The sequence below is a fragment of the Roseburia sp. AF15-21 genome (genome assembly GCF_003479505.1).
In the GTDB taxonomy this organism is placed as follows: Bacteria; Bacillota; Clostridia; order Lachnospirales; family Lachnospiraceae; genus Roseburia_C; species Roseburia_C amylophila.
Genome location: NZ_QUHG01000004.1, coordinates 262,486 through 285,008, shown reverse-complemented (window position 1 = coordinate 285,008; position 22,523 = coordinate 262,486). Strand labels below are relative to the sequence as shown.

At 40.2% G+C, this 22,523-nt stretch carries 20 protein-coding genes and 2 pseudogenes; 20 read left to right on the top strand and 2 right to left on the bottom strand.

Going from position 1 to position 22,523, the window contains the following annotated elements; translation table 11 throughout:
• Positions 1–95: 95 nt before the first annotated feature.
• From DWW33_RS08305 to DWW33_RS08265, 9 genes are all read left to right on the top strand, one after another.
• Positions 96–1,121: a branched-chain amino acid aminotransferase gene (locus DWW33_RS08305; protein ID WP_117699083.1), complete on the top strand. Its 1,026-nt coding sequence runs from the start codon at positions 96–98 to the stop codon at positions 1,119–1,121.
• Positions 1,122–1,769: 648 nt separating this feature from the next.
• The gene (gene ileS / locus DWW33_RS08300; protein WP_118639259.1) at positions 1,770–4,928 is read left to right on the top strand and encodes an isoleucine--tRNA ligase; all 3,159 of its coding nucleotides are present in this window, start codon (positions 1,770–1,772) and stop codon (positions 4,926–4,928) included.
• Positions 4,929–5,016: 88 nt separating this feature from the next.
• Positions 5,017–7,491, top strand: coding sequence for a glycogen/starch/alpha-glucan phosphorylase (locus DWW33_RS08295; protein WP_118639258.1), 2,475 nt, complete (start codon positions 5,017–5,019; stop codon positions 7,489–7,491).
• A gap of 375 nt (positions 7,492–7,866) precedes the next feature.
• Complete coding sequence (locus tag DWW33_RS08290; protein ID WP_118639257.1) at positions 7,867–8,730, top strand: Rpn family recombination-promoting nuclease/putative transposase; 864 nt, start codon at positions 7,867–7,869, stop codon at positions 8,728–8,730.
• A gap of 30 nt (positions 8,731–8,760) precedes the next feature.
• Complete coding sequence (locus DWW33_RS08285) at positions 8,761–9,282, top strand: hypothetical protein (RefSeq protein ID WP_118639256.1); 522 nt, start codon at positions 8,761–8,763, stop codon at positions 9,280–9,282.
• A 27-nt stretch (positions 9,283–9,309) separates the two neighbouring features.
• Positions 9,310–9,858, top strand: coding sequence for a histidine phosphatase family protein (locus DWW33_RS08280; protein ID WP_118639255.1), 549 nt, complete (start codon positions 9,310–9,312; stop codon positions 9,856–9,858).
• Positions 9,859–9,893: 35 nt separating this feature from the next.
• The gene (locus tag DWW33_RS08275; protein ID WP_330419812.1) at positions 9,894–10,538 is read left to right on the top strand and encodes a YczE/YyaS/YitT family protein; all 645 of its coding nucleotides are present in this window, start codon (positions 9,894–9,896) and stop codon (positions 10,536–10,538) included.
• A gap of 170 nt (positions 10,539–10,708) precedes the next feature.
• Entirely contained in the window at positions 10,709–11,062 is a 354-nt protein-coding gene (locus tag DWW33_RS08270; protein ID WP_118639254.1) for a hypothetical protein, read from the top strand.
• Positions 11,063–11,177: 115 nt separating this feature from the next.
• Entirely contained in the window at positions 11,178–11,555 is a 378-nt protein-coding gene (locus tag DWW33_RS08265) for a hypothetical protein (RefSeq protein ID WP_118639253.1), read from the top strand.
• 117 nt (positions 11,556–11,672) lie between these two features.
• Here the strand turns inward: DWW33_RS08265 and DWW33_RS08260 are convergent.
• A pseudogene (locus DWW33_RS08260) lies at positions 11,673–11,850 on the bottom strand (ATPase); the annotation flags it as partial.
• Positions 11,851–12,040: 190 nt separating this feature from the next.
• On the opposite strand from DWW33_RS08260, the gene DWW33_RS08255 reads away from it, so the two are divergent.
• The 8 genes and pseudogenes from DWW33_RS08255 to DWW33_RS08225 all read left to right on the top strand — a co-directional run bounded on the left by DWW33_RS08255 (position 12,041) and on the right by DWW33_RS08225 (position 18,595).
• Positions 12,041–12,466: a GNAT family N-acetyltransferase gene (locus DWW33_RS08255; protein ID WP_117841712.1), complete on the top strand. Its 426-nt coding sequence runs from the start codon at positions 12,041–12,043 to the stop codon at positions 12,464–12,466.
• A 28-nt stretch (positions 12,467–12,494) separates the two neighbouring features.
• Positions 12,495–13,121, top strand: coding sequence for an alpha/beta fold hydrolase (locus DWW33_RS08250; RefSeq protein ID WP_118639252.1), 627 nt, complete (start codon positions 12,495–12,497; stop codon positions 13,119–13,121).
• A complete protein-coding gene (locus DWW33_RS08245) occupies positions 13,105–13,515 on the top strand; it encodes a VOC family protein (protein WP_330414822.1) in 411 nt (136 codons plus the stop codon). The genes DWW33_RS08250 and DWW33_RS08245 overlap by 17 nt, the downstream gene beginning before the upstream one ends.
• 208 nt (positions 13,516–13,723) lie before the next feature.
• Entirely contained in the window at positions 13,724–14,389 is a 666-nt protein-coding gene (locus DWW33_RS08240; RefSeq protein WP_158577468.1) for a helix-turn-helix domain-containing protein, read from the top strand.
• Between the two features lie 47 nt (positions 14,390–14,436).
• Positions 14,437–14,769, top strand: coding sequence for a hypothetical protein (locus DWW33_RS08235; protein WP_118639250.1), 333 nt, complete (start codon positions 14,437–14,439; stop codon positions 14,767–14,769).
• Positions 14,770–15,138: 369 nt separating this feature from the next.
• Positions 15,139–15,660 (top strand): annotated as a pseudogene (locus DWW33_RS15970) (MCP four helix bundle domain-containing protein); the annotation flags it as partial.
• Positions 15,661–15,702: 42 nt separating this feature from the next.
• Positions 15,703–16,857, top strand: coding sequence for a methyl-accepting chemotaxis protein (locus DWW33_RS08230; RefSeq protein ID WP_243088598.1), 1,155 nt, complete (start codon positions 15,703–15,705; stop codon positions 16,855–16,857).
• A 46-nt stretch (positions 16,858–16,903) separates the two neighbouring features.
• A complete protein-coding gene (locus DWW33_RS08225) occupies positions 16,904–18,595 on the top strand; it encodes an EAL domain-containing protein (protein ID WP_118639249.1) in 1,692 nt (563 codons plus the stop codon).
• Positions 18,596–18,646: 51 nt separating this feature from the next.
• On the opposite strand, the gene bilS is transcribed toward DWW33_RS08225, so the two are convergent.
• Positions 18,647–19,159 (bottom strand): flavodoxin family protein BilS, encoded by a 513-nt coding sequence (gene bilS, locus DWW33_RS08220; RefSeq protein WP_117841715.1) that lies wholly within the window; start codon positions 19,157–19,159, stop codon positions 18,647–18,649.
• Between the two features lie 170 nt (positions 19,160–19,329).
• Here bilS and DWW33_RS08215 point away from each other — a divergent pair, with 170 nt between their 5' ends.
• The 3 genes from DWW33_RS08215 to yaaA all read left to right on the top strand — a co-directional run bounded on the left by DWW33_RS08215 (position 19,330) and on the right by yaaA (position 22,455).
• A complete protein-coding gene (locus tag DWW33_RS08215; RefSeq protein WP_118639248.1) occupies positions 19,330–20,919 on the top strand; it encodes a GGDEF domain-containing protein in 1,590 nt (529 codons plus the stop codon).
• Between the two features lie 331 nt (positions 20,920–21,250).
• Complete coding sequence (bcp, locus tag DWW33_RS08205; RefSeq protein ID WP_005604299.1) at positions 21,251–21,706, top strand: thioredoxin-dependent thiol peroxidase; 456 nt, start codon at positions 21,251–21,253, stop codon at positions 21,704–21,706.
• Entirely contained in the window at positions 21,706–22,455 is a 750-nt protein-coding gene (yaaA, locus tag DWW33_RS08200; protein ID WP_118057285.1) for a peroxide stress protein YaaA, read from the top strand. The genes bcp and yaaA overlap by 1 nt, the downstream gene beginning before the upstream one ends.
• Positions 22,456–22,523 lie beyond the last annotated feature (68 nt).

Sequence of the window (22,523 nt, the reverse complement as noted above, 5' to 3'; positions counted from 1 at the left end):
TATAGGACTAAAATAATGAAAAAACATAGAACAATAGAAAGCTATAACACCAGGTTATAACATCTATTTGCGACAAATGAATGGAGGATGTTATTATGGAAAAGAAGGACTTAGACTGGTCTAATCTTGGATTCGGTTATGTAAAGACCGATAAGAGATATGTATCAAATTTCAAAAACGGAGCATGGGATGAGGGAGCTTTAACCGATGATGCAGATATTGTATTGAATGAATGCGCGGGTGTATTCCAGTATGCACAGACCGTATTTGAAGGATTGAAAGCATATACAACAGAGGATGGACATATCGTTACTTTCCGACCTGACTTAAATGCAAGCCGTCTTGCAGATTCAGCACGCAGACTGGAAATGCCGGTATTCCCGGAAGAGCGTTTTGTAGATGCAGTACAGAAGGTAGTAGAAGCAAATGCAGCATATGTTCCACCATATGGTTCCGGTGCAACACTTTACATCAGACCATACATGATGGGAACAAATCCTGTAATCGGTGTAAAACCAGCGGATGAATATCAGTTCCGTATGTTCTGTACACCGGTAGGACCATATTTCAAGGGTGGCGCAAAGCCAATTACCATCCGTGTCAGTGACTATGACCGTGCAGCACCTTGCGGAACCGGTAATATCAAAGCTGGTCTGAATTACGCAATGAGTCTTCATGCAATCGTAACTGCACATGCAGACGGATTTGATGAGAATATGTACTTAGACCCTAAGACAAGAACTAAGGTAGAAGAGACAGGTGGAGCAAACTTCATCTTCGTTACCAAGGATAATAAACTGGTTACACCGAAGTCAGATTCTATTCTGCCATCTATTACACGTCGTTCACTGGTATATGTTGCAGAACATTATCTTGGAATGGAAGTAGAACACAGAGAAGTATACTTCGATGAAGTAAAAGACTTCGCAGAGGCAGGACTTTGCGGAACAGCAGCAGTTATTTCCCCAATCGGAAAGATTGTTGACCACGGTAAAGAAATCTTAATCCCAAGTGGAATGGAAGAAATGGGACCTGTAACCAAGAAACTTTATGATACTCTGACCGGAATCCAGATGGGACGTATCGAAGCTCCAGAAGGATGGATTAAGAGAATCCTGTAAGAGACATATTGTAAATGAAATATAAGAAACACTCATTGCGGGTTTCCTACATAAACGAGAGGCGGTATCCGGAAGGATGCCGCCTCGTTTTGTGTTGTTCAGTATTTGTAAGAAGCTGCCAGAAATCTGTAAGAACTCCCGGTGGCAGCATCTGTAGATATAGAAAATTTGAAAATAGGAATTGACATTTAAAAATACAGGTTCTATACTTATTAAGAATATGAAAAGACGATGACGAAGAGAGTAGTTTTCCATGGAAAGTCAAAGAGAGCCGGGGCAGGTGGAAACCGGCATGAGTAAATGGAAAATGAAAATCACTTCCAAGTTGCAGTTCGAACAGGCAAAGCTGCGTTAGTAGAAACTGACGGATTTCCCCCGTTACGGGAACGTATATGCGAAGCTGTAAGCTTCAAGTATGTTGTAACAAGGTGGTTAGAAACGACAGGCGCGCGTCCTTATTACAGGACGGCGCCTTTTTTACTTTACAGGAAATTGCTTTCCTGTAAAGTAAAAAACGCTCCGCGAGGATGCACACTGCGGCGTATAAGGTAGATGTCGCAAGCGACCGCCGCAGGCGCGAGAATGTGCCAAGGCACATTCTTTTTTACGCGGCTAGCGAGAAACTGAAAATTTTAAAGGAGGACTAACATGTACGAAAAAGTTTCCCCAAATCTGAATTTTGTGGACAGAGAAAAACAGACCGTAAAATTCTGGAAAGAAAATGACATTTTTAAGAAAAGTATGGAGAACCGGAAAGAAGGCGAGACCTATACTTTCTATGATGGACCGCCAACAGCAAATGGCAAGCCACATATCGGTCATGTATTAACCCGTGTTATCAAGGATATGATTCCAAGATACCAGACCATGAAGGGCAAATATGTCCCACGTAAAGCCGGATGGGATACCCATGGACTTCCGGTAGAGCTGGAAGTAGAAAAGCTTTTAGGCTTAAACGGAAAAGAGCAGATTGAAGAATATGGTATGGAGCCATTCATCAAGAAATGTAAGGAATCCGTATGGAAATACAAAGGAATGTGGGAAGATTTTTCAGGAACCGTTGGATTCTGGGCTGATATGGAAAACCCATATGTAACCTATGATGATAATTTCATTGAATCTGAGTGGTGGGCTCTTAAGAAAATCTGGGATAAGAAGCTGTTATACAAAGGTTTCAAGATTGTTCCTTACTGCCCGAGATGTGGAACTCCGCTTTCTTCCCAGGAAGTAGCACAGGGATATAAGACGGTAAAAGAACGTTCCGCAATCGTAAGATTCAAAGTAATCGGAGAAGATGCATATTTCCTGGCATGGACCACAACTCCATGGACACTTCCATCTAACGTTGCACTTTGTGTAAACCCGGACGAGACTTACTGTAAAGTAAAAGCTGCTGACGGATATACTTATTATATGGCAGAAGCACTGTTAGATAAGGTACTTGGCAAATTTGCGGATGAAGAAAATGGCGTAAAAGCATATGAAGTATTGGATACTTTCCCAGGAAAGTCCTTAGAGTACAAGGAATATGAGCCATTATTTGACTGCGCAAAGGAAATCTGTGAGAAACAGCATAAGAAAGGCTACTATGTAACCTGTGATACTTATGTAACCATGACAGATGGTACCGGTATCGTTCACATCGCACCTGCATTTGGTGAAGACGATGCCCAGGTTGGCCGTAGATATGACCTTCCATTTGTCCAGTTAGTAGACGGAAAAGGAGAACTTACCAAAGAAACTCCATATGCCGGTGTATTTGTAAAGAAAGCAGACCCAATGGTATTAAAAGACCTGGAAGAAAAAGGACTGCTCTTTGATGCACCAAAATTTGAACATGAATATCCACACTGCTGGCGTTGTGATACTCCGCTGATTTACTATGCAAGAGAATCCTGGTTCATTAAGATGACCGCTGTAAAAGAGGATTTGATCCGCAATAACAATACCGTAAACTGGATTCCGGAATCTATCGGAAAAGGACGTTTCGGTGACTGGCTTGAAAATATTCAGGACTGGGGTATTTCCCGTAACCGTTACTGGGGAACTCCGCTTCCTGTATGGGAGTGTTCCTGTGGACATCAGGAGTGTATCGGAAGCCGTGCAGAATTAGCAGAGCGCAGTGGTAACCCGGATGATGCCAAAGTAGAATTACATCGTCCATACATTGATGCAGTAACCTTCAAGTGCCCGGATTGTGGCGGCGAAATGCATCGTGTACCGGAAGTAATTGACTGCTGGTTTGACTCAGGAGCAATGCCATTTGCACAGCATCATTATCCATTTGAAAATGAAGACCTCTTTAAACAGCAGTTCCCTGCACAGTTTATTTCCGAGGCAGTAGACCAGACCCGTGGATGGTTCTATTCCCTGATGGCAGAGTCTACCTTATTATTTAATAAAGCACCATATGAAAATGTTATCGTATTGGGACATGTACAGGATGAAAATGGACAGAAGATGAGTAAGTCCAAAGGAAATGCCGTTGACCCGTTTGATGCATTAGAGACTTACGGAGCAGATGCAATCCGCTGGTATTTCTACATCAATTCTGCACCATGGCTGCCAAACCGTTTCCATGGAAAGGCAGTACAGGAAGGACAGCGTAAATTCCTTGGAACACTTTGGAATACTTATGCATTCTTCGTGTTGTATGCAAATATTGATGAATTTGATGCAACCAAATATACACTGGATTATGAGAAACTTTCTGTTATGGATAAATGGCTTCTCTCCAAACTCAATACACTGATTAAGACTGTAGATAATAATCTGGGTAATTATCGTATTCCGGAAGCTGCAAGAGCACTGGATGAATTTGTAGATGAGATGAGTAACTGGTATGTAAGACGTTGTCGTGAGCGTTTCTGGGCAAAGGGCATGGAGCAGGATAAAATCAATGCATATATGACTCTTTATACTGCACTGGTAACTGTATGCAAGGTAGCAGCGCCGATGATTCCTTTCATGACAGAAGAAATTTACCAGAACCTGGTATGCAGCATCGACAAGAGTGCGCCGGAAAGCATCCATCTTTGCGACTATCCGGTGGCAAACGAGAGCTGGATAGACAGTGAATTAGAGAAAAATATGGACGAAGTATTGAAAATCGTTGTTATGGGCCGTGCCTGCAGAAATACTGCAAATATCAAGAACCGTCAGCCGATTGGAAATATGTTTGTAAAAGCACCATTTGAATTATCCGAATACTTTACAGAGATTATCGAAGATGAGCTGAATGTAAAGAAAGTGACATTTACAGAGGATGTCAGTGCATATACTAGCTATACCTTCAAACCACAGCTTCGTACCGTTGGACCGAAATTCGGTAAATATTTAGGTCAGATTCAGAAAGCACTTGCAGAATTAGACGGCAACAAGGCAATGGCTGAGCTTAAGAGCACAGGTGCACTGAAACTTGACAGTATAAGCGACGAAGTTGTATTATATGAAGAGGATTTACTTATCACCATGACACAGCAGGAAGGTTACATGACAGAAGGTGATAATGAAGTGACCGTAGTTCTTGATACGAACCTTACTCCGGAACTTTTAGAGGAAGGAATGGTAAGAGAATTAATCAGCAAAATCCAGACAATGCGTAAGGAAGCAGGATTTGAAGTAATGGATAAAATTACTGTTTCTTATAAGGCAGATCAGAAAGTAAAAGACATCTTCGCAAAATATGGAGATGAAATTGCAAAAGAAGTTCTGGCTGAGAGTGTTGTGGCTGATACGGTGAGCGGATATCAGAAAGAATGGAACATTAATGGTGAAACGGTTGTGCTTGGCGTGGAAAAGAAATAAGCAGAATAAAGATAAGGGAGCGGAGCCGACAGTGGCTTGCTCCCTTTTTGCACAAAAAACACCGGAATCGAAACAAAAGGAGAACATTATGAAAAGCAAAATGTTTGAAAAGGAAACCTTCAAAAAAGAGGTAGTTGAGAACGTAAAATACCTCTATCGTAAGACAATGGATGAAGCAAGCGAGCAGGAAATTTTCCAGGCAGTATCCTACGTTGTAAAAGATGTAATCATTGACCAGTGGCTTGCAACCCAGCAGGAATTTGATAAAGCAGATCCAAAGATTGTATACTATATGTCCATGGAGTTCTTAATGGGCCGTGCATTAGGCAATAACCTGATTAACTTAACGGTATACAATGAAGTGAAAGAAGCTTTAGAGGAAATGGGAATCAACTTAAATGCCATAGAGGATCAGGAGCCGGACCCGGCGCTTGGAAATGGTGGACTGGGAAGACTTGCTGCCTGCTTTATGGAATCTTTGGCAACTCTGGGCTATCCGGCATATGGTTGTGGAATCCGTTACCATTATGGAATGTTCCGTCAGAAAATAGAAAATGGTTATCAGGTAGAAGAGCCGGATAACTGGTTACAGAATGGATATCCATTTGAATTAAAACGTCCGGAATACAATTTCGAAGTAAAATTTGGTGGATATGTACGTGCAGAGGCACAGCCAGATGGAAGAACCAGATTCGTACAGGAAGGCTATCAGTCTGTAAAAGCAATTCCTTATGATATGCCAATCGTAGGTTATAACAATAATGTAGTAAATACATTGATGATCTGGGATGCAGAGCCAATGGAATGCTTCGAGCTGGATTCCTTTGATAAAGGTGATTATCATCGTGCAATCGAACAGCAAAACCTTGCAAAGAACTTAGTAGAAGTTCTCTATCCGAATGATAACCATATCGCAGGAAAAGAGCTTCGTTTAAAACAGCAGTACTTCTTTGTATCTGCCAGCTTGCAGCGTGCTATTGCAAGATTTAAGAAGAATCATCCAGACATCCATATGCTTCCTGAAAAAGCAGTATTCCAGATGAATGATACCCATCCAACCGTAGCAGTTGCAGAGTTAATGCGTATCTTACTGGATGAAGAAGGCTTAGAGTGGGAGGATGCATGGAATATTACAACAAAATGCTGTGCATATACCAACCATACCATCATGGCAGAAGCATTAGAGAAATGGCCAATCGAGATTTTCTCAAGACTGCTTCCTAGAATTTACCAGATTGTAGAAGAAATTAACTGTCGTTTTGTACTGGAAATCCAGCAGAAATATCCTGGAGACAACCATAAGATTGAGAAGATGGCAATTGTATATGATGGTCAGGTAAAAATGGCTCATCTGGCAATCTGTGCAGGATATTCTGTAAATGGTGTAGCGGCACTTCATACAGAAATCCTTAAGAAACAGGAATTAAAAGATTTCTACGAGATGTTCCCGGAGAAATTTAATAATAAGACCAATGGTATTACACAGCGTCGTTTCTTAATGCATGGTGATCCATTACTTGCAGACTGGGTAACCAAATATGTTGGAAAAGACTGGATTACAGACCTTTCCCGCATCAAGAGATTAGAGTTCTATGCAGATGATGAAAAGGTTCAGCAGGAATTCTTAAATATCAAATACCAGAATAAGCTGCGTCTTGCATCTTATATCGAAGAACACAACGGAATTGAAGTAAATCCTCGTTCTATCTTTGATGTACAGGTAAAACGTCTGCATGAGTACAAACGCCAGCTCTTAAATATTCTTCATGTAATGTATCTTTACAATGAATTAAAAGAGCATCCGGATATGGAATTTATTCCAAGAACTTTCATTTTCGGAGCAAAAGCAGCAGCAGGCTACCGCAATGCAAAACTTACCATCAAATTAATCAACTCTGTTGCAGATGTCATCAACAATGATAAGTCTATCAACGGAAAGATTAAGGTTGTATTTATCGAAGACTACAAGGTATCCAATGCAGAGATTATTTTTGCAGCAGCAGATGTCAGCGAGCAGATTTCTACCGCAAGTAAGGAAGCTTCCGGAACCGGTAATATGAAGTTCATGCTGAATGGAGCGCTTACTATCGGAACCATGGATGGTGCAAACGTTGAGATGGCAGAAGAAGTCGGCAAAGAAAACATGTTTATCTTCGGTATGAGCTCTGACGAAGTGATTGCTCATGAGCAGAAACGCGATTATGACCCAATGCAGATTTTCAACAATGATCAGGATGTCCGTAAAGTTCTGATGCAGTTAATCAACGGATTTTATTCACCAAATGATCCGGAATTGTTCCGTGACCTTTACAACTCACTGCTGAATACACAGTGCACACAGTACGCAGATACTTACTTTATTCTGGCAGACTTCCGTTCTTATGTGGAAGCACAGAAGAAGATTAATGCTGCATATGCAGATGAAAAAGAATGGGCTAGAAAAGCAATCTTAAATATTGCAGCTTCCGGCAAATTCTCATCTGACCGTACGATTCAGGAATATGTGGATGATATCTGGCACCTGAACAAAATCACTGTTACAGTAGATGACAAAGCAGAATAAAATTAAGAAATAAGAGCATAAGCATAAAAACAGAAAGAGGCAGCAGCCCGGCAGGGCGGCTGTCTTTTTCTGTTCAAGCAAATCAATTCTGCTCTTCCACAAGACTGCTATAGATTATGTTTTCGGGTTATGTCTGCCGGAAAAAATTTACTTGTATTCAATGGGCTTATTTGTTACAATCAACACAAAGCATATATTCTGATTTTCGAATGGCGAAAGCCAGTCTAAATTTCTAGTATCAATTCAATGAATTCTATGCTTTTAAATTCTAATTACAATTAATAAACGCATAGTGCATTGAATAGGCGGAAGTTTAGGAAAACATGAGATATATGCAATCCTGCTTTTCACTGCATTATGGGAAAAGGAGGAAAAATGAGAACTTTAGAAGAACTGAATCTGGTGGATGACTTTCTAGTAAACAGCTTAACCAGTCACAAAATTTATGGGGAACAGTCAGCGAGGTATATTTTGGAATGCATTCTGCATCGACAGATAGGAAAGCTTACGGTAGTGCCGCAGCGTTTCTTTTGCGGAGAGAATACAGAAACCCACGGAATCCGGCTGGATGTATATCTGGATGAAGAGAATGGTGAAATCTTTGATATAGAACCGGATCAGAATGATGGGAAGAACGAGATGGCAGCATTACCAAGAAGAGTCCGGTTTTATCATGCAAAAATTGATGCCGGAAATTTACCATCGGGCGAAACCTATGGAAGTCTTCGGAATGTTGTTGTTATTTTCATTACAACCTATGACCCCTTTGGACTGAATCGTATGGTGTATACCGTTAAGAACTGCTGTGTAGAAGTGCCGGAGTTAAAGTATGAAGATGGGGCACAGACCATATTTTTGTATACAAGAGGAAGTGAAGGAAATCCGCCGGAGGAATTAAAACAGCTACTGCATTACATGGAACATTCATCCGTAGAGAATGCTTCCACCGAGAAACTGAAAAAGTTACACCGGATGGTAACAGCAGTCAAGCGGGATGGAGAGGTAGGTCTTGCATATATGAAGAGCTTTGAGAGAGAAGAAAGAATTCGGAAACAGGGCGAAGAGGAAGGTAGAAAAGAAGGTCTGGAAGAGGGCGAAATAGTAGGAAAAGCGAAGGAAGTTATAAAACTTGGACGCAGATTCGGAAAGTCAGAGAAGGAAATTATTTTATTGCTGCAGGAGGAACTGCAGATAGATAAAGATAAGGCAACGTATTTCCTGGAAAAGTATGATAAGTAAGACGATTAGAAAGAATGTGAGAATTACAGCATGAGCAACAAATTGGCGAAGCATCAGAAACAAAAAGAACGATTAACCGGAAAGCAGAAGAAAGTTCTGTTCTGGAGTTGTTTTGCTGCTTTAAGCATAGCTTTTCTGGCGGTCTGGTTAAACGTATTTTTGACGTCGAAGGCACTTCACAGGCAAATGGAAGATATGGTATTAGGAGAAGATTATGATAGAGAAGATGTTGTGATAACGGATAAAAAGAGTGAAGATGCTACGGCGGATAATGCCATTTCTCAAAATTATTTCTTCTATTATCATGATGGCAAAACGAATGAATATAATAAGCGGATGCAGGTGCCGGAAAGTGTATATGCAGAATATAAAGTGGGAGATACCATAACTGCATATACCACAGATCATATAAAATATTCTTATAATAAAGCGGGCATTCTTCCAGATAAAAAATTTAGGAACAATGAATTAATGAAAGTAGCCGGAGTGGTGCTTGGTGCTGCAATAGGTTTCCTGAGTTTGTGGGGCTTATTAAACAGAAAGATAAGTTAAAAACTATGATTTTAGGAGAAATTCAAAATGTTATATATTATGCGGCATGGAAAAACGGAATGGAATGCATTACATAAAATACAGGGAAGAACGGATATCCCATTAAATGAAGAAGGACGCCTGATGGCGGAAAAAGCATGGGAAGAGTATAAGGATTTGCACATAGATGTGTGTTATTGTTCTCCGTTGATAAGGGCTGTTGAGACAGCACAAATTGTGTTAAAAACCCGGAAAATTCCAATAATAAAAGACGAACGGCTGATGGAAATGAGTTTTGGCGATTATGAGGGAATCGAAAACAGCTTTGCTATTCCGGATTGCCCGATTAATATTTTGTTTCAAAAGCCGGGAGAATATCACGAATCGATAGGTGGAGCAGAAACCTGGGAGGAACTCTTTGCAAGAACCGGAGCATTTTTGAAGGAAGTGATAGACCCGCAGCTACAGGAAGGTAAGGATATCCTGATTGTGGGACATGGTGCGATGAATGCAAGCATTATCTGTCAGGTGAAAGGTATGCCGATTGAGGAGTTTTGGAGTGCGGGACTTGAACAGTGTAAAATTTTGGAAGTGTAAATTGGATAGATGTTGGAATATGATAAGTGAATGGAATGGAAAAACGGAATGACATGAGTAAATTGGAGTGGACAATAAAATTAATTATTATAGTGGCTGGTTCAGTCGTTGCGGCATATGGCATTACGCTGGCGCTGTATGCGGGATTTGGTGGTGCCACCCTTGCGGTATTATGGCAGGGAATTTCAAAAACATTTCATGTAAGCATCGGTATGGCATCCATGATAGTAGCCATAGTTATGATTGTATTTGCGTTTTTCTATGACAGGTCACAGATACATATCGGCACGATACTTTATCAGATTGTATATAGCCTTTGTGTAGATTTGTTTGCAAATGCACATGTGTACAGTACGCATATATGGGTGAATGCACTTATCATGTTATTTGGAATTGTGCTTTTTGCCATAGGAACTGGCTTTTATGCGGCAGCCTCCCTGGGGCGGGGTTCCTATGAGGCACTGACTTTTTCTCTTGCAGAGAAGAACAACTGGCAGGTAAAAATTGTACGAATGGTACTGGATGTCGTGATGGTTGTGACAGGTGTTATGCTGGGTGGAAAATTTGGCATATGCACCATAGTAACAATCCTCATTTCCGGACCGGTCATCCAGTTTACTGCGGCAAAAACGAAAAAGTTAATTTGTGTTGCTTGTGGCAACGACCGTTCTGATATCTAATAGAGGTATCAAAACATAGGAGGTACACAGGATTGTCCCACTGTGCATCTTATAATTCAAGAATAACTCCTTTGCCGGCATATGGAGAATGCGAAGAATAAGAAACAGACAGAGTCGGAGAGGGCAGAAGCAGAGAGAGTGGAAGCAGAGGCTGAATTGGAGGAATAGACATGGCTGCTACAATTATTTATTTGGTAATTTCATTATTGGTTTCACTTATTTTTATTATACTTGGAATTATGCAGTATAGGTCTGAAAAACCAGTATCAATAAATACGGGAGAGAAACCACTTCGTAAAGAGGAACTGACAAATGTTACGGAATGGAACCATAGACATGGCAGAAATTTTATTATTTTTGGTTGTGTGCTATTTATTACACAAGCTGTTTTTGGATATTTTATTAAAAAGCTGGATGGCGTTGTGGTTCAGGTGGTTATTTATATGATAGTTCTATTTTCTGAAATCGCATGGGTTGAGTTTGAACATAATATGATGAAAAAGAAAATGATAAAAAAGCATTGAAATAACAACTTATAATTGACCGAGCTCTTTGAGCGAGGGATACTTCTTGTCCGAAGGGCAAGAAGGTGGAACTGAGAAGAATTAAAACAATCGGGAGTTATAAAGGAGAAACACTATGGGATTATTTGGTAAAAGCAAAAAAGAGCAAGAAAAAGAGTATATGAACAGATTAGATGTTCCATTATGTTTAAAAGAAGACTTTGAATTGATTATTGATGATGTATTTACAATTATGGGGGTTGGAACAGTTGCCACAGGAAACATATCAGCAGGAATGTGTAGAGAAGGAGAAAATGCGTGCGTTTATAAAACAAATGGAGGTGTATTAGAGACTATAATTACTACCATCGATATACATACAAAAGAACGAAAATCAAATGGTTGTGGATATAAAACAGAGCATGTTGGACTTGGGTTAAGAGGAGTTTCTAAGGAACAATTAGAAAAAGGAGATAGAGTGATTGTAAAGAATGCCAATATGTATGGAATGTAATTACAAATTCCAGTTTGATGGAGAAAAAATCATTCATGCCCTATGTTATATAGTTTTTGTATGTTTTCAGGAAGACTCCTTTATATAGTTCGTTTTGCCTTCCTGATAATGTTCTTACACATAGGCGTGTAAGGAATGTTATTCCTTGATTTTTTTCATACGCCAAATCCATGAAGTCGATGAAGATAATCTTGATGTCAGGAGTGCCATTCAGTTCAATGATTCTATCGATATATTTTGCTCTCGTGATTGTTTTTATATAGGCACCCACTTTCAAAAACACAAATTTTTTTATTTTTTGAAAGTGGAAACTATGTAAAGGCAACCCGAAGGCTGCCCGGACATCAAAGCCTATAGAAACGCTCAGAGGCTGTTTTACAGTGGGAAAAAGAAAAAATATCAAAAAATTGATGATTAATGGTGAGCTTGTGATAGAATGAAAAAAGAGAAAAGCAGAAAGGATGTAGTTGTGGAGAATATTTGTTATGATTAGAAAGTTGCTGAACGGAGATATCGATAGAGTTGCTGACATATGGTTAAAGACAAATCTGAAAACGCATTATTTTATTTCCAATCAATACTGGAAAAGTAATTATGAATTAGTGAAAGAAATGATGTCACAATCCGAAGTCTATGTGTTTGAAGTGGATAAGATGATACAAGGATTTGTAGGACTAAATAATGAATATATTGAAGGTATTTTTGTTCCTGAAGAAATGCAGTCATGTGGCATAGGTAAGCTTTTATTGAATTATATTAAGGATAAAAAAGATAGATTACAATTAAATGTATACCAGAAGAATGCCAGAGCAATTTCTTTTTACCAAAGAGAAGGGTTCATTATTCAATGTAAAGGTTTGGATGAAGCTACTGGTGAAAAAGAATACACTATGCTATGGAAACAAAAATAGAAATCAAAATTTGACGGAGTGACAATATATGAAGTATTTATATTTGCATGGACTAGGGCAAAAACCAGACAGTTGGAATAGAGTAATAAAAGAAACGAAAGTATCGAAAAGCAGTTGCAGTTTGAGTTTATCAGAGCTGTTAGAAAGGAAATCTGCTACATATAAGGAATTATATTCAGCATTCTCATCAGAATGCGACAAGGAGAACGAAGAAATTGTCTTGTGTGGGCTTTCTCTAGGAGCTGTTCTGGCACTTAATTATGCGATAGACCACCCGGATAAAGTAAAGGCACTCGTATTAATTGCAGCACAATATAAAATGCCCCGAAAATTATTGAAAGTTCAGAATATATTGTTTCATCTTATGCCGAATTCGGCATTCAATAAAATGGGCTTCAAAAAAGCAGATGTTATTAAACTATGTGGTACGATGGCTGAATTAGATTTCAGTGACTCACTGCATAAGGTGTCTTGTCCGGTATTAATCGTTTGTGGAGAGAAGGACAATGCAAACAAAAAAACTTCAAAAGAACTTTGCCATTATCTGAACAATTCCTACTTCCATGAACTTATGAAAACAGGTCATGAAGCAAACATAGAAGCCCCGGAAGAGTTGGCGATTGTGTTGCAAAGATTTTATGATAGTATCAGTTAACTTCCTGCTTGTGAGGATTGCACCATTTGCATTATATGTAAATAATCTGGAAGAAGCAAGAAATTTTTTTGTGAAATATTTTGATGCAAAATCAAACGATGGATATCATAATTTTCAGACGGATTTCCGCTCTTATTTTCTTTCATTTGATGATGATACACGCATAGAGATTATGAATAAACCAGAAATGTCGGATTGTCCCAAAGAGCTTACTCGTACCGGATATGCGCACATTGCTTTTAGCGTAGGCAGCAAAGAAAAGGTTGATGCTTTGACTGCAGAGTTAAGGGCGGATGGTTATAAAGTTGTCAGCGGTCCAAGAAAGACTGGAGATGGTTATTATGAAAGTTGTATTGTTGCGTTCGAAGATAACCAAATTGAAATTACAGTCTGAAAAATAGGAGGCACAAATCGGAAATGGACGAGGTTTGGAGAGATAATCAAAAAGCAGGCAATGCAGGAAGAGAGGGAAAACCTTGAATCCTGCATTTTTTATACGCACTAAACCAGGAGTAGAGTGCAAAAATATCGAAATTCATATAGAATAAAGGTATCAAAATATCAGGGAGGAGAAGAAGTCCGGCAAACGGACGAGGATGGGTATGGATAAAGAAAAAACAGGCGAATATATCAGAAACCTTCGGAAAAAGAAAGGCTGGACACAAATGCAGCTTGCAGAACAGCTTCATATTTCAGACAAAGCAGTTTCGAAATGGGAGCGCGGAATCTCATTTCCAGATATTGAATTAATGGAGGAGCTGGCACAGGTATTTCAGGTGGATGTTGCTGATATTATCCGGGGAGAAGAGGCTGGCAGGGCAGAGCATACGGTAAATGAGCTGGTAAAGGATACTATAGATATTGCAAAACGGGAGAAAAAAAGACAGATACGAAAGTACCGGTGGGTGTTGTGTATTCTGTTTGTGCTATTTGGAGTTTTAATCGGATACAGTGTAGAGAACATTCAGAAAAATTATATTTTAGAATATCATTTATGCATGAATGCAGTGGTTGAATCGAAGGGTGAGGTGATTTATGTAAGAGAGACAGATGCAAATGGAAAAAATCCCGGAAAGGTATATCGTCTGGCGCAAGATGATGCAATCCCGGTAACATTACCGGATGGAAGTGCCGGAAGTTTTAAAGATATTAAAGAAGGACAACATATTCAAATCTGGTATTTGGGACACCGGGTATTATGGAAAAATGCATGGATACCGGGCGTAGAGGAAGTAGAGATTACAAAGGAGGTTAAAAAAGATGTATAGAATAAAAAGTAATTTGTTGTGTGATAGTATTGGCAATATTGGGGAGTATGCCAGTAAATGCAAAAGAAGTATTACAGAATGAAAATGAGGCATGGGATATAGAAAAAGGAAACGCAAGAACTATATTAATAATTACAAAAGATGTTTGGAGTCCTTCTGATAGAGTGTGTGTACGGGCAACATTACAGATTCAAGATTCATATGGCCAGATAGTGGGAATATCAAATGTAGAAATATGCGGCTCGTTAGCAACAGGAGTATCAAAAATGAAAGCAAGTACACCTAAAATATGTGCAGATGGAAGTTATGCTACAGTAGAGGTAACATATAAATATAAAGGCAAAAATTATCATGAAATATGTACGTTTTATCCAAATTAGAAATAGGACATAAAGGGGAAGAGTGATTGCGTTAAAATCCCAAAGGATTTCTTTGTCTTGCTCGGATTGGAACAAATACCTTCAAATGAGGTTGTTATACTACCATCATTACTTAATTACGGTTGCAAAAAAATAAGCTAAAAAGAAATATCCACTTGTAAGGACAATCTTATAAGTGGATATATTTTTACTGATATTTTTCAAAGTAAAGGTAACGATTTGCTACTTTAGATATGAAAAATTACCGTAGAAAATAATTTAATACTTTTTTTAATAGATTTTCTCAATAAAGTATGCTATCTTATAAATGTTTATGGACAAACAAATGTGATAAAAGATCAATAATTTACAAAGGAAGGGAAAACTATCATGGAAAAGATTAAAAAGCGTATAGCTAACTTAAAGGTTGCAGGAAAATTAAAAGTATATCGAATGACAGTGCTTGTTATGACATTATTTTTAGTGTTCGTGGCACTGATCTCGACATTAGTGATCCGTTCAAATATAGAGAAGATTACGGAGGTCTGGTCTCCGTCATTGGAATATCTGCAGGATTTAGAGACAATGACTGCGAAATACAGAATCAAACAGTATCAGCATCTGGTAGAATCAGATGATGCAGTCATGAACTCCTGTGAAGAAGAAATCCAGAAGCTGGAGAGTTAGATCCAGGATACCAGTGTGAATCTGGATGCAATCATGTCCGCAGACAGTGATGCTCAAAAAGGACAGGATGATTACAAAGCAGCAAGCGCTGCATGGGAAACATACAGAGATGCTTCAGATGAAATCCTGAAGTTGAGCCGTGAGGGTAAACAGCAGGAAGCATCGAAACTGATGACCGGAGAGGTGTATGAAGACTATAAGTCATTTGCTGAGAAATTAACTAAATTAAGTGATGCGTTCCAGGCAGAATTAGACCGGGCAAAGACCATGGCCAATGTATGCACCATCATCATATTTGTCGTGATCGTGGCAGCAGGTCTTGCGATTGCTGTAGTGACGACACTGATCGGAAAGATCATTACCAATTCCATTACCGAGCCGGTAGAACAGATAGAGGCAGCAGTTGCCAGCCTGCGTAAGGGCGAACTGTCTAATGTAGAAATGCTTACCTATGAGTCTGAGGATGAGCTTGGCGATACCATCAGGAATCTGAAAGAAGCCATGGGTATTCTGGCAGATTATGTCAGCGAGATCTCTGTGGAGGTAAAGGCAATAGCGCAGGGTGACCTGACCAGAAATGGTGATGATATTACAGATTTCCTAGGAGATTTCTCGGAATTGAAGGCATCACTGCTGTATATTCTGAAACGGTTTAACAGTACCCTGACTGAGATCAGCAATCTGGCAGAACAGGTATCATCGAATTCATCCGAGGTGGAAAATGCATCAAAATCCCTGGCGGACGGTGCAACAGAGCAGGCAGGAGTCATCGAGGAATTGAATGCCACCATTGATACGGTCGTGGATCTGGCGGCAAATACGGCGAAGGAAACACAGAGTGCATCTGCACGTGTAAAAGCCTCTGCAAATAAAGCGAATGAAGAAAAAGAAAAAATGAACGATCTGCTGAAGGAAATGGAGCACATTACAGAAATCTCCAAGGAGATCGGTAATATTATCACAGATATCGAGGATATTGCATCCCAGACCAATCTGTTATCCCTGAATGCTTCCATTGAAGCTGCCAGAGCAGGAGAAGCAGGAAGAGGATTTGCAGTAGTGGCAGATCAGATCGGCAAGCTGGCAGCAGACAGTGCAAAATCTGCTGTAAATACAAGAGATCTGATCGATAAGACCTTAGTGGAAATCGAAAAGGGCAATATGATTACAAGAACAACAGCAGAATCATTCAATCAGATCATTGCAGATATGGAGTCCTTTGCAGAGCTTGCAGAGAACACCATGGAGAAAGCCAACTCCCAGGCAGAGTCCTTGGAGCAGATTGGCCAGGGAATTGAACAGCTGTCCGGCGTAGTACAGGGCAATGCTGCATCCTCCGAAGAGAATACTGCGATTAGTATTAATCTGGCAGAGGGAGCATCCAAGATGCATGACCGTGTGAATATCTTTAAGCTATTCTAGAAAATGGCAGGAATAGAGTGAAGTTGTCGGAAGGAAGGTTCTTGTTGTGATTAATGATATATTTAGAGTGTTTGGAGAGCAGACAGCAGAAATCTTATTTGAGATCATTACAGGATGTATGGATGATTACCTGTATATATTTGATTTGCAGAATAATACCTTTGAGATTTCACAGTCAGCTGTGAAACGGTTTAATATGTCGAAAAATGTTCTGACAGATGCTGCAAATGAAGTTATGAAGGTAGTATATGAGGAAGACCGCAGGATGCTTGCAAAGCATCTTGCGGATATATGCGAAGGAAGAGAAAATGTACATAATCTTCATTACAGGTGGCTTGATAAAGACGGTATGCCGGTCTGGATTAACTGCCGTGGTATCGTGATCATTGATCAGCAGGGAAAGGCAGAGTATCTGGTCGGGTGTCTGAATGAGACCGGCAACAGGAGAAGAGCCGATAATGTCACAGGACTGCTTGGCGAGCCGGAATTCCTTGCTTACCTGCGTGCACAAAAGGAACCCATTTCCAAGGGTTTTCTTATGCATATAGGAATTGATGATTTCGGAGCAATCAATAGTTCCAGAGGAGCGGATTATGGTAACTATATCTTAAAAAGTGTTGCCGACTGCATGGAGAGCTGTCTTTCTGATAATCAAAGGCTTTACCATCTGGTTGCGGATCAGTATGTGATCGTGGATTTGGAAGCTTCCTCTGCAGAAGACGCTGTGGCACTGAAAGAAAAGATTACAGATAAACTTCGTAATTTCATAGTAGCCGAAAATTATGAAGCTATATTTTCTATTTCGATTGGTGTTATAGATGCAGCAACCTTTTGTGAGGGAATCGAAGAATGCCGCAAAAAGTTTGAATTTGCCTTGAAACAGGCAAAAAGCATGGGTAAAAATGGATTCTATATTTTTGACCAGGATGACTATGAGGTCTTTTTACGAAAAGGAAGAATCATAGCAACACTTCGTAATGCTATTGTGAACCATTATGATGGCTTTGAAGTATACTACCAGCCGATCGTGGACTGTCAGTCCGAACAGATCATTGGAGCAGAGGCACTGATGCGTTTTTCCATGATAACGGAAGAAGGGCGGGAGTTTGTTTCACCGATGGAGTTTATCCCATTATTGGAAGAGACCGGATTGATCATTCCCGCTGGAAGATATATTTTGAACGAAGCTGCAGCAATGTGCTGTGAAATGCAGAAATATATTCCTGACTTCCGGATGAATGTAAATGTATCCTATGTTCAGATTCTGCAAGGCAATGTGGAGCGGGATATTCTGGATGCAATTCAAAAATATTCATTACAGCCGGAATGCTTATGTGTTGAAATGACAGAAAGCGGATTTATGGATATGACACCTTCGTTCTGTAAATTTCGTAAAACTCTGGACAAGAACGGAATTCCCTTTGTGGTCGATGATTTTGGAACAGGATATTCGAATCTTCATTGTATCCGTGATATGAATCCAAGTTACGTGAAAATGGATAGGGATTTTACTGCCAAGGCGATGAACAGTGCGAGGGATTATGAATTATATAAAAATATCATCCCAATGGTACATAGTATTAACGTCAGGATATGCGCAGAAGGCATCGAGGAAAAAGAATGGCTTCTGAAAATGAAAGAAATGAAGGTTGATTATCTGCAGGGATATTATTTTGGAAGACCATGCGGAAAAGAACAGTTTCTGCAGCAATATGTCAGTGGCAGCAATGTTAAATAAAGAGAGTAAGGTAGACTCAGCTATGTGGGGCTGCCTTATTTTATGGTCTTATCAGAAGGATGAGTTCCTAACGGCTTGTCTGAGTCTCTCCAGGTCATCTGCATCAGGGTGAGACAATGCACAGTCAAAATTCTGGATCAATACATCAAGATTTGCCGGATGATCGGGAGCATCCTTCATTTTTAAGTAGCGTTCCCGGACAGACTGTGGCATTCTGCCCTGACACATATACTCTCCGACGATAACATTACTTGCATCAACGAACTGCTTAACCTGATTCAGGATTTTCCGGAAATAGATATCACTGCCACCAAAGCCAGCAGTTCCAAACAGAAAAATCTGTTTATTCTTTAACTGTGATAATAGCTGTAATGTCTTGGTATCGGCATTTCCCTTGTCTGTCCAAAATCCGATATAGAGCAGTTCGGAAGAAGGGATCACTGTGTCGGACACACCGAAATACTCACATTCATCCTGAGGTAATGCCTCGTGGATTGCATCAGCCAGCACCTTGGTATTACCTGTTAAGCTGCTATAAACGATGGAATATTTTTTATTCTTCATATCATGTTGTCTCCTTTCATAGGATCATGAAATTATCATATCGCATTCCTATTTTAGCTCGGAAAGCATGATTTGTCGAATGAATTTTCCATAAACATTTTACAGAGCGAAATGGATAGTTGCTTTTCCTGCCGCTTGTGATAAACTTGTTCATAAGTGGGGGAAAAATCATGGACAGAACCCCGATAAGGGAAATGGTCACGGAGGAAAGCATTACTTATACCGGAACCTTTTACCGGGTGCTGGCAGACGGAACCAAAGAGGAAATCCCGGTTCCGGGCAAATGTGATGTGCCTGCCGGAGAGCCTCTGGTTATCCGGTCAGTGCTCCCACAGGATTATCATGAAAATACAATCGCCATCAGGTCCTCTCTGGAGAATGTGCGCATTTACATCGGTGGGGAACTGAGGGCGTTGTATGATACGGAGAATACCAGACCTTTTGGGAAAAATTCTGCCAGTGGGTATGTGTTCTGCGAGACATCCGGCGAGGATGCGGGGCAGGAAGTGCGGATTGAACTGCAGTCCTTTACCGACAAGTATTCCGGTGTCGTCAACACGGTATATTGTGGGGACAAATCAGATATCTGGGCATATATACTCCACTGCTATTTTATGGTAACTCTGATCGCCTGCACCATGCTGTTTGCCGGACTGGTCGTGCTGATCATCAGTCTGGTGCTTGATATTATATATAAGACGAGATTTGATCTGGAGTACCTGGGATGGTGCATGATTCTGGGAGCAGTGTGGATGCTGGGAGAATCGAAGCTGCGCCAGCTGTTCGTTTCCAATGCTTCTATTCTGTCGAATATGTGCTTCTTCGTTGTGATGCTCTGCCCGGTTCCGCTCATGTTCTATATTGACAGTGTGCAGCAGGGAAGGTACCGGAAGGCCTATCATGTGGCAGAGTGTATCACCTGTGTGAACTTTGTACTATGCACGTCCTTACAGCTACTGAATATCGCAGATTTTATCTCGACAATGTTCTTGTCCCACCTAGTGATTGCAGGAACGTTCCTGACAATATTTATCACCATTTGCCGGGATCTCATCAAGGGAACGGCGAAACATTACAAGCTTCCGCTGATCGGACTGGTAGTTGCCATGATTGCAGTCATGCTGGAGGTGACAGAGGTGTATCGAGTGGTGTCAATGTCAGGAATTTTTATCGCAACCGGACTGGTGGTCCTGCTGGTCGTTACGCTGATCCAGACAATGGACCGCATCCGCGAGCTGGAGCTGGCCAGGCAGAGAGAGGCCAGGGAAAGCCTGGATTATCTGACGGGTCTTCCTATGCGTCATAAGGGTGAAAAGCTGATCCTTGAGAAAATGCAGGAGCATGATGGCTGTCTGGGATTTGTCGATATGGATAATCTTAAGAAGATCAACGATGTCTATGGACATAAGGCGGGGGATTGTGCTCTCAGGCTGGTAGGAGCAATGCTCACAGAGTGCATGGAGAACGCAGTGGTCTGCCGGCTGGGAGGAGATGAATTCCTGTTCTATCTGCCGGAGGCATCAGAAGAAGAGATGAACATGCGGATGAGAAAGCTGTTTGAAAGCTTTGGTGCGGCAAAAAATCTCACGGCAGAGACTTCACCGGCATCCCTGTCCTGCGGTCTGTGCATGTGCAGACAGGGAGGAAACTTTGAAGAATATTATATAAGAGCGGACAAGACATTGTATTATGTCAAACAGAATGGTAAGAACAGTTACCGGTTTTATGAGGAGCTTGAGGAACAGCAGACGGATGCATAGGCCAGAAAAAATGACCTGGAGGTAATCGCCGGAGCATCATCCTTGCGTGAAGCCATCAAACGATTCTGGACCTTCCGTGTTCCATGGGGATGGACATACATGTGGTGAACATGGATGTGGAAACCATAGCTGTCATTAAGAAGAATAAAAAATACAACACGAAAGGATGTGTCAAGGTATTGCAAGAATTATCGTGATACATCCTTTTGTATTTGGATTGATTATTTTTCTTTCCCTGCTTGTCGGAAGTAATGGATGGAATGTATAATATTGTTAATGATCCAGAGATATTTATTTTGGAAACAGCTTAATCAATTTGGAGGTATAAAATATGTTAGAAGTAGGAAAAAAAGCACCGGACTTTGAATTGCCGGATCAGAATGGAGAAATGCATAAATTAAGTGATTATGCAGGAAAAAAAGTAATCCTATATTTTTATCCAAAAGATAATACACCAGGATGTACGAAGCAGGCATGTGGCTTTTCTGAGCGTTATCCACAGTTTACTGAGAAGGGAGCTGTTATTCTCGGAGTAAGCAAGGACTCTGTAGCGTCTCACAAGAGATTTGAAGAAAAATACGGACTGGCATTTACGCTATTAGCAGATCCGGAGCGTAAAGTTATTGAAGCATATGATGTCTGGAAAGAAAAGAAAAATTATGGAAAAGTATCTATGGGTGTAGTAAGAACTACATATCTTATTGATGAGCAGGGAATCATTATAAAGGCAAATGATAAAGTCAAGGCGGCAGATGATCCTGAAAATATGCTTAAGGAATTGGCATAATGAAGATTATTTTATCACCTGCAAAAAAGATGATTGTAGATACCGATAACTTAGCACCGGTTGAACTGCCTGTCTATATTGATAAGACAGCAGAAGTATTAAACTGGATGAAAAGCAAATCAAAAGAAGAACTGAAAGCTATCTGGAAATGTAATGACAAGATTGCAGAGCAGAACTTTAACAGATTGGAAAATATGGATCTTTATAACAGGCTTACTCCGGCTGTTTTAGCATATGAAGGGATTGCATTTCAATATATGGCACCATCTGTGTTTGAAAACCAGCAGTTTGAGTATTTGCAAAATCATTTAAGAATCTTGTCTGCGTTTTATGGCATTTTAAAACCAATGGATGGTGTGACTCCTTATCGTCTTGAAATGCAGGCAAAGGTTGGAATTGGAGATGCAAAAAATCTGTATGAGTACTGGGGAGAATTGTTATACCGCTTAGTAATCGATGACAGTAGGATTATCATTAATCTTGCATCAAAAGAATACTCAAAATGTATAGAAAAGTATCTGACACCACAGGACAGATATATTACGATTGTATTTTGTGAGTTATCCGGAGATAAATTGGTAACAAAAGGTACCTATGCCAAGATGGCTCGTGGTGAAATGGTCAGATTCATAGCGGAAAATAATATTGAAAATCCGGTGGAGATTCAGAAATTTGACAGACTCGGATATTCGTTTAGGTCTGATTTATCTTCAGATTCAGAATATGTATTTGAACGCAAAATAAAATAGTTATTCAGGTAAAAGATGCTCAGTTTGGCATCTTTTATAATAATGAGAATTATTACTATTTTTATTGA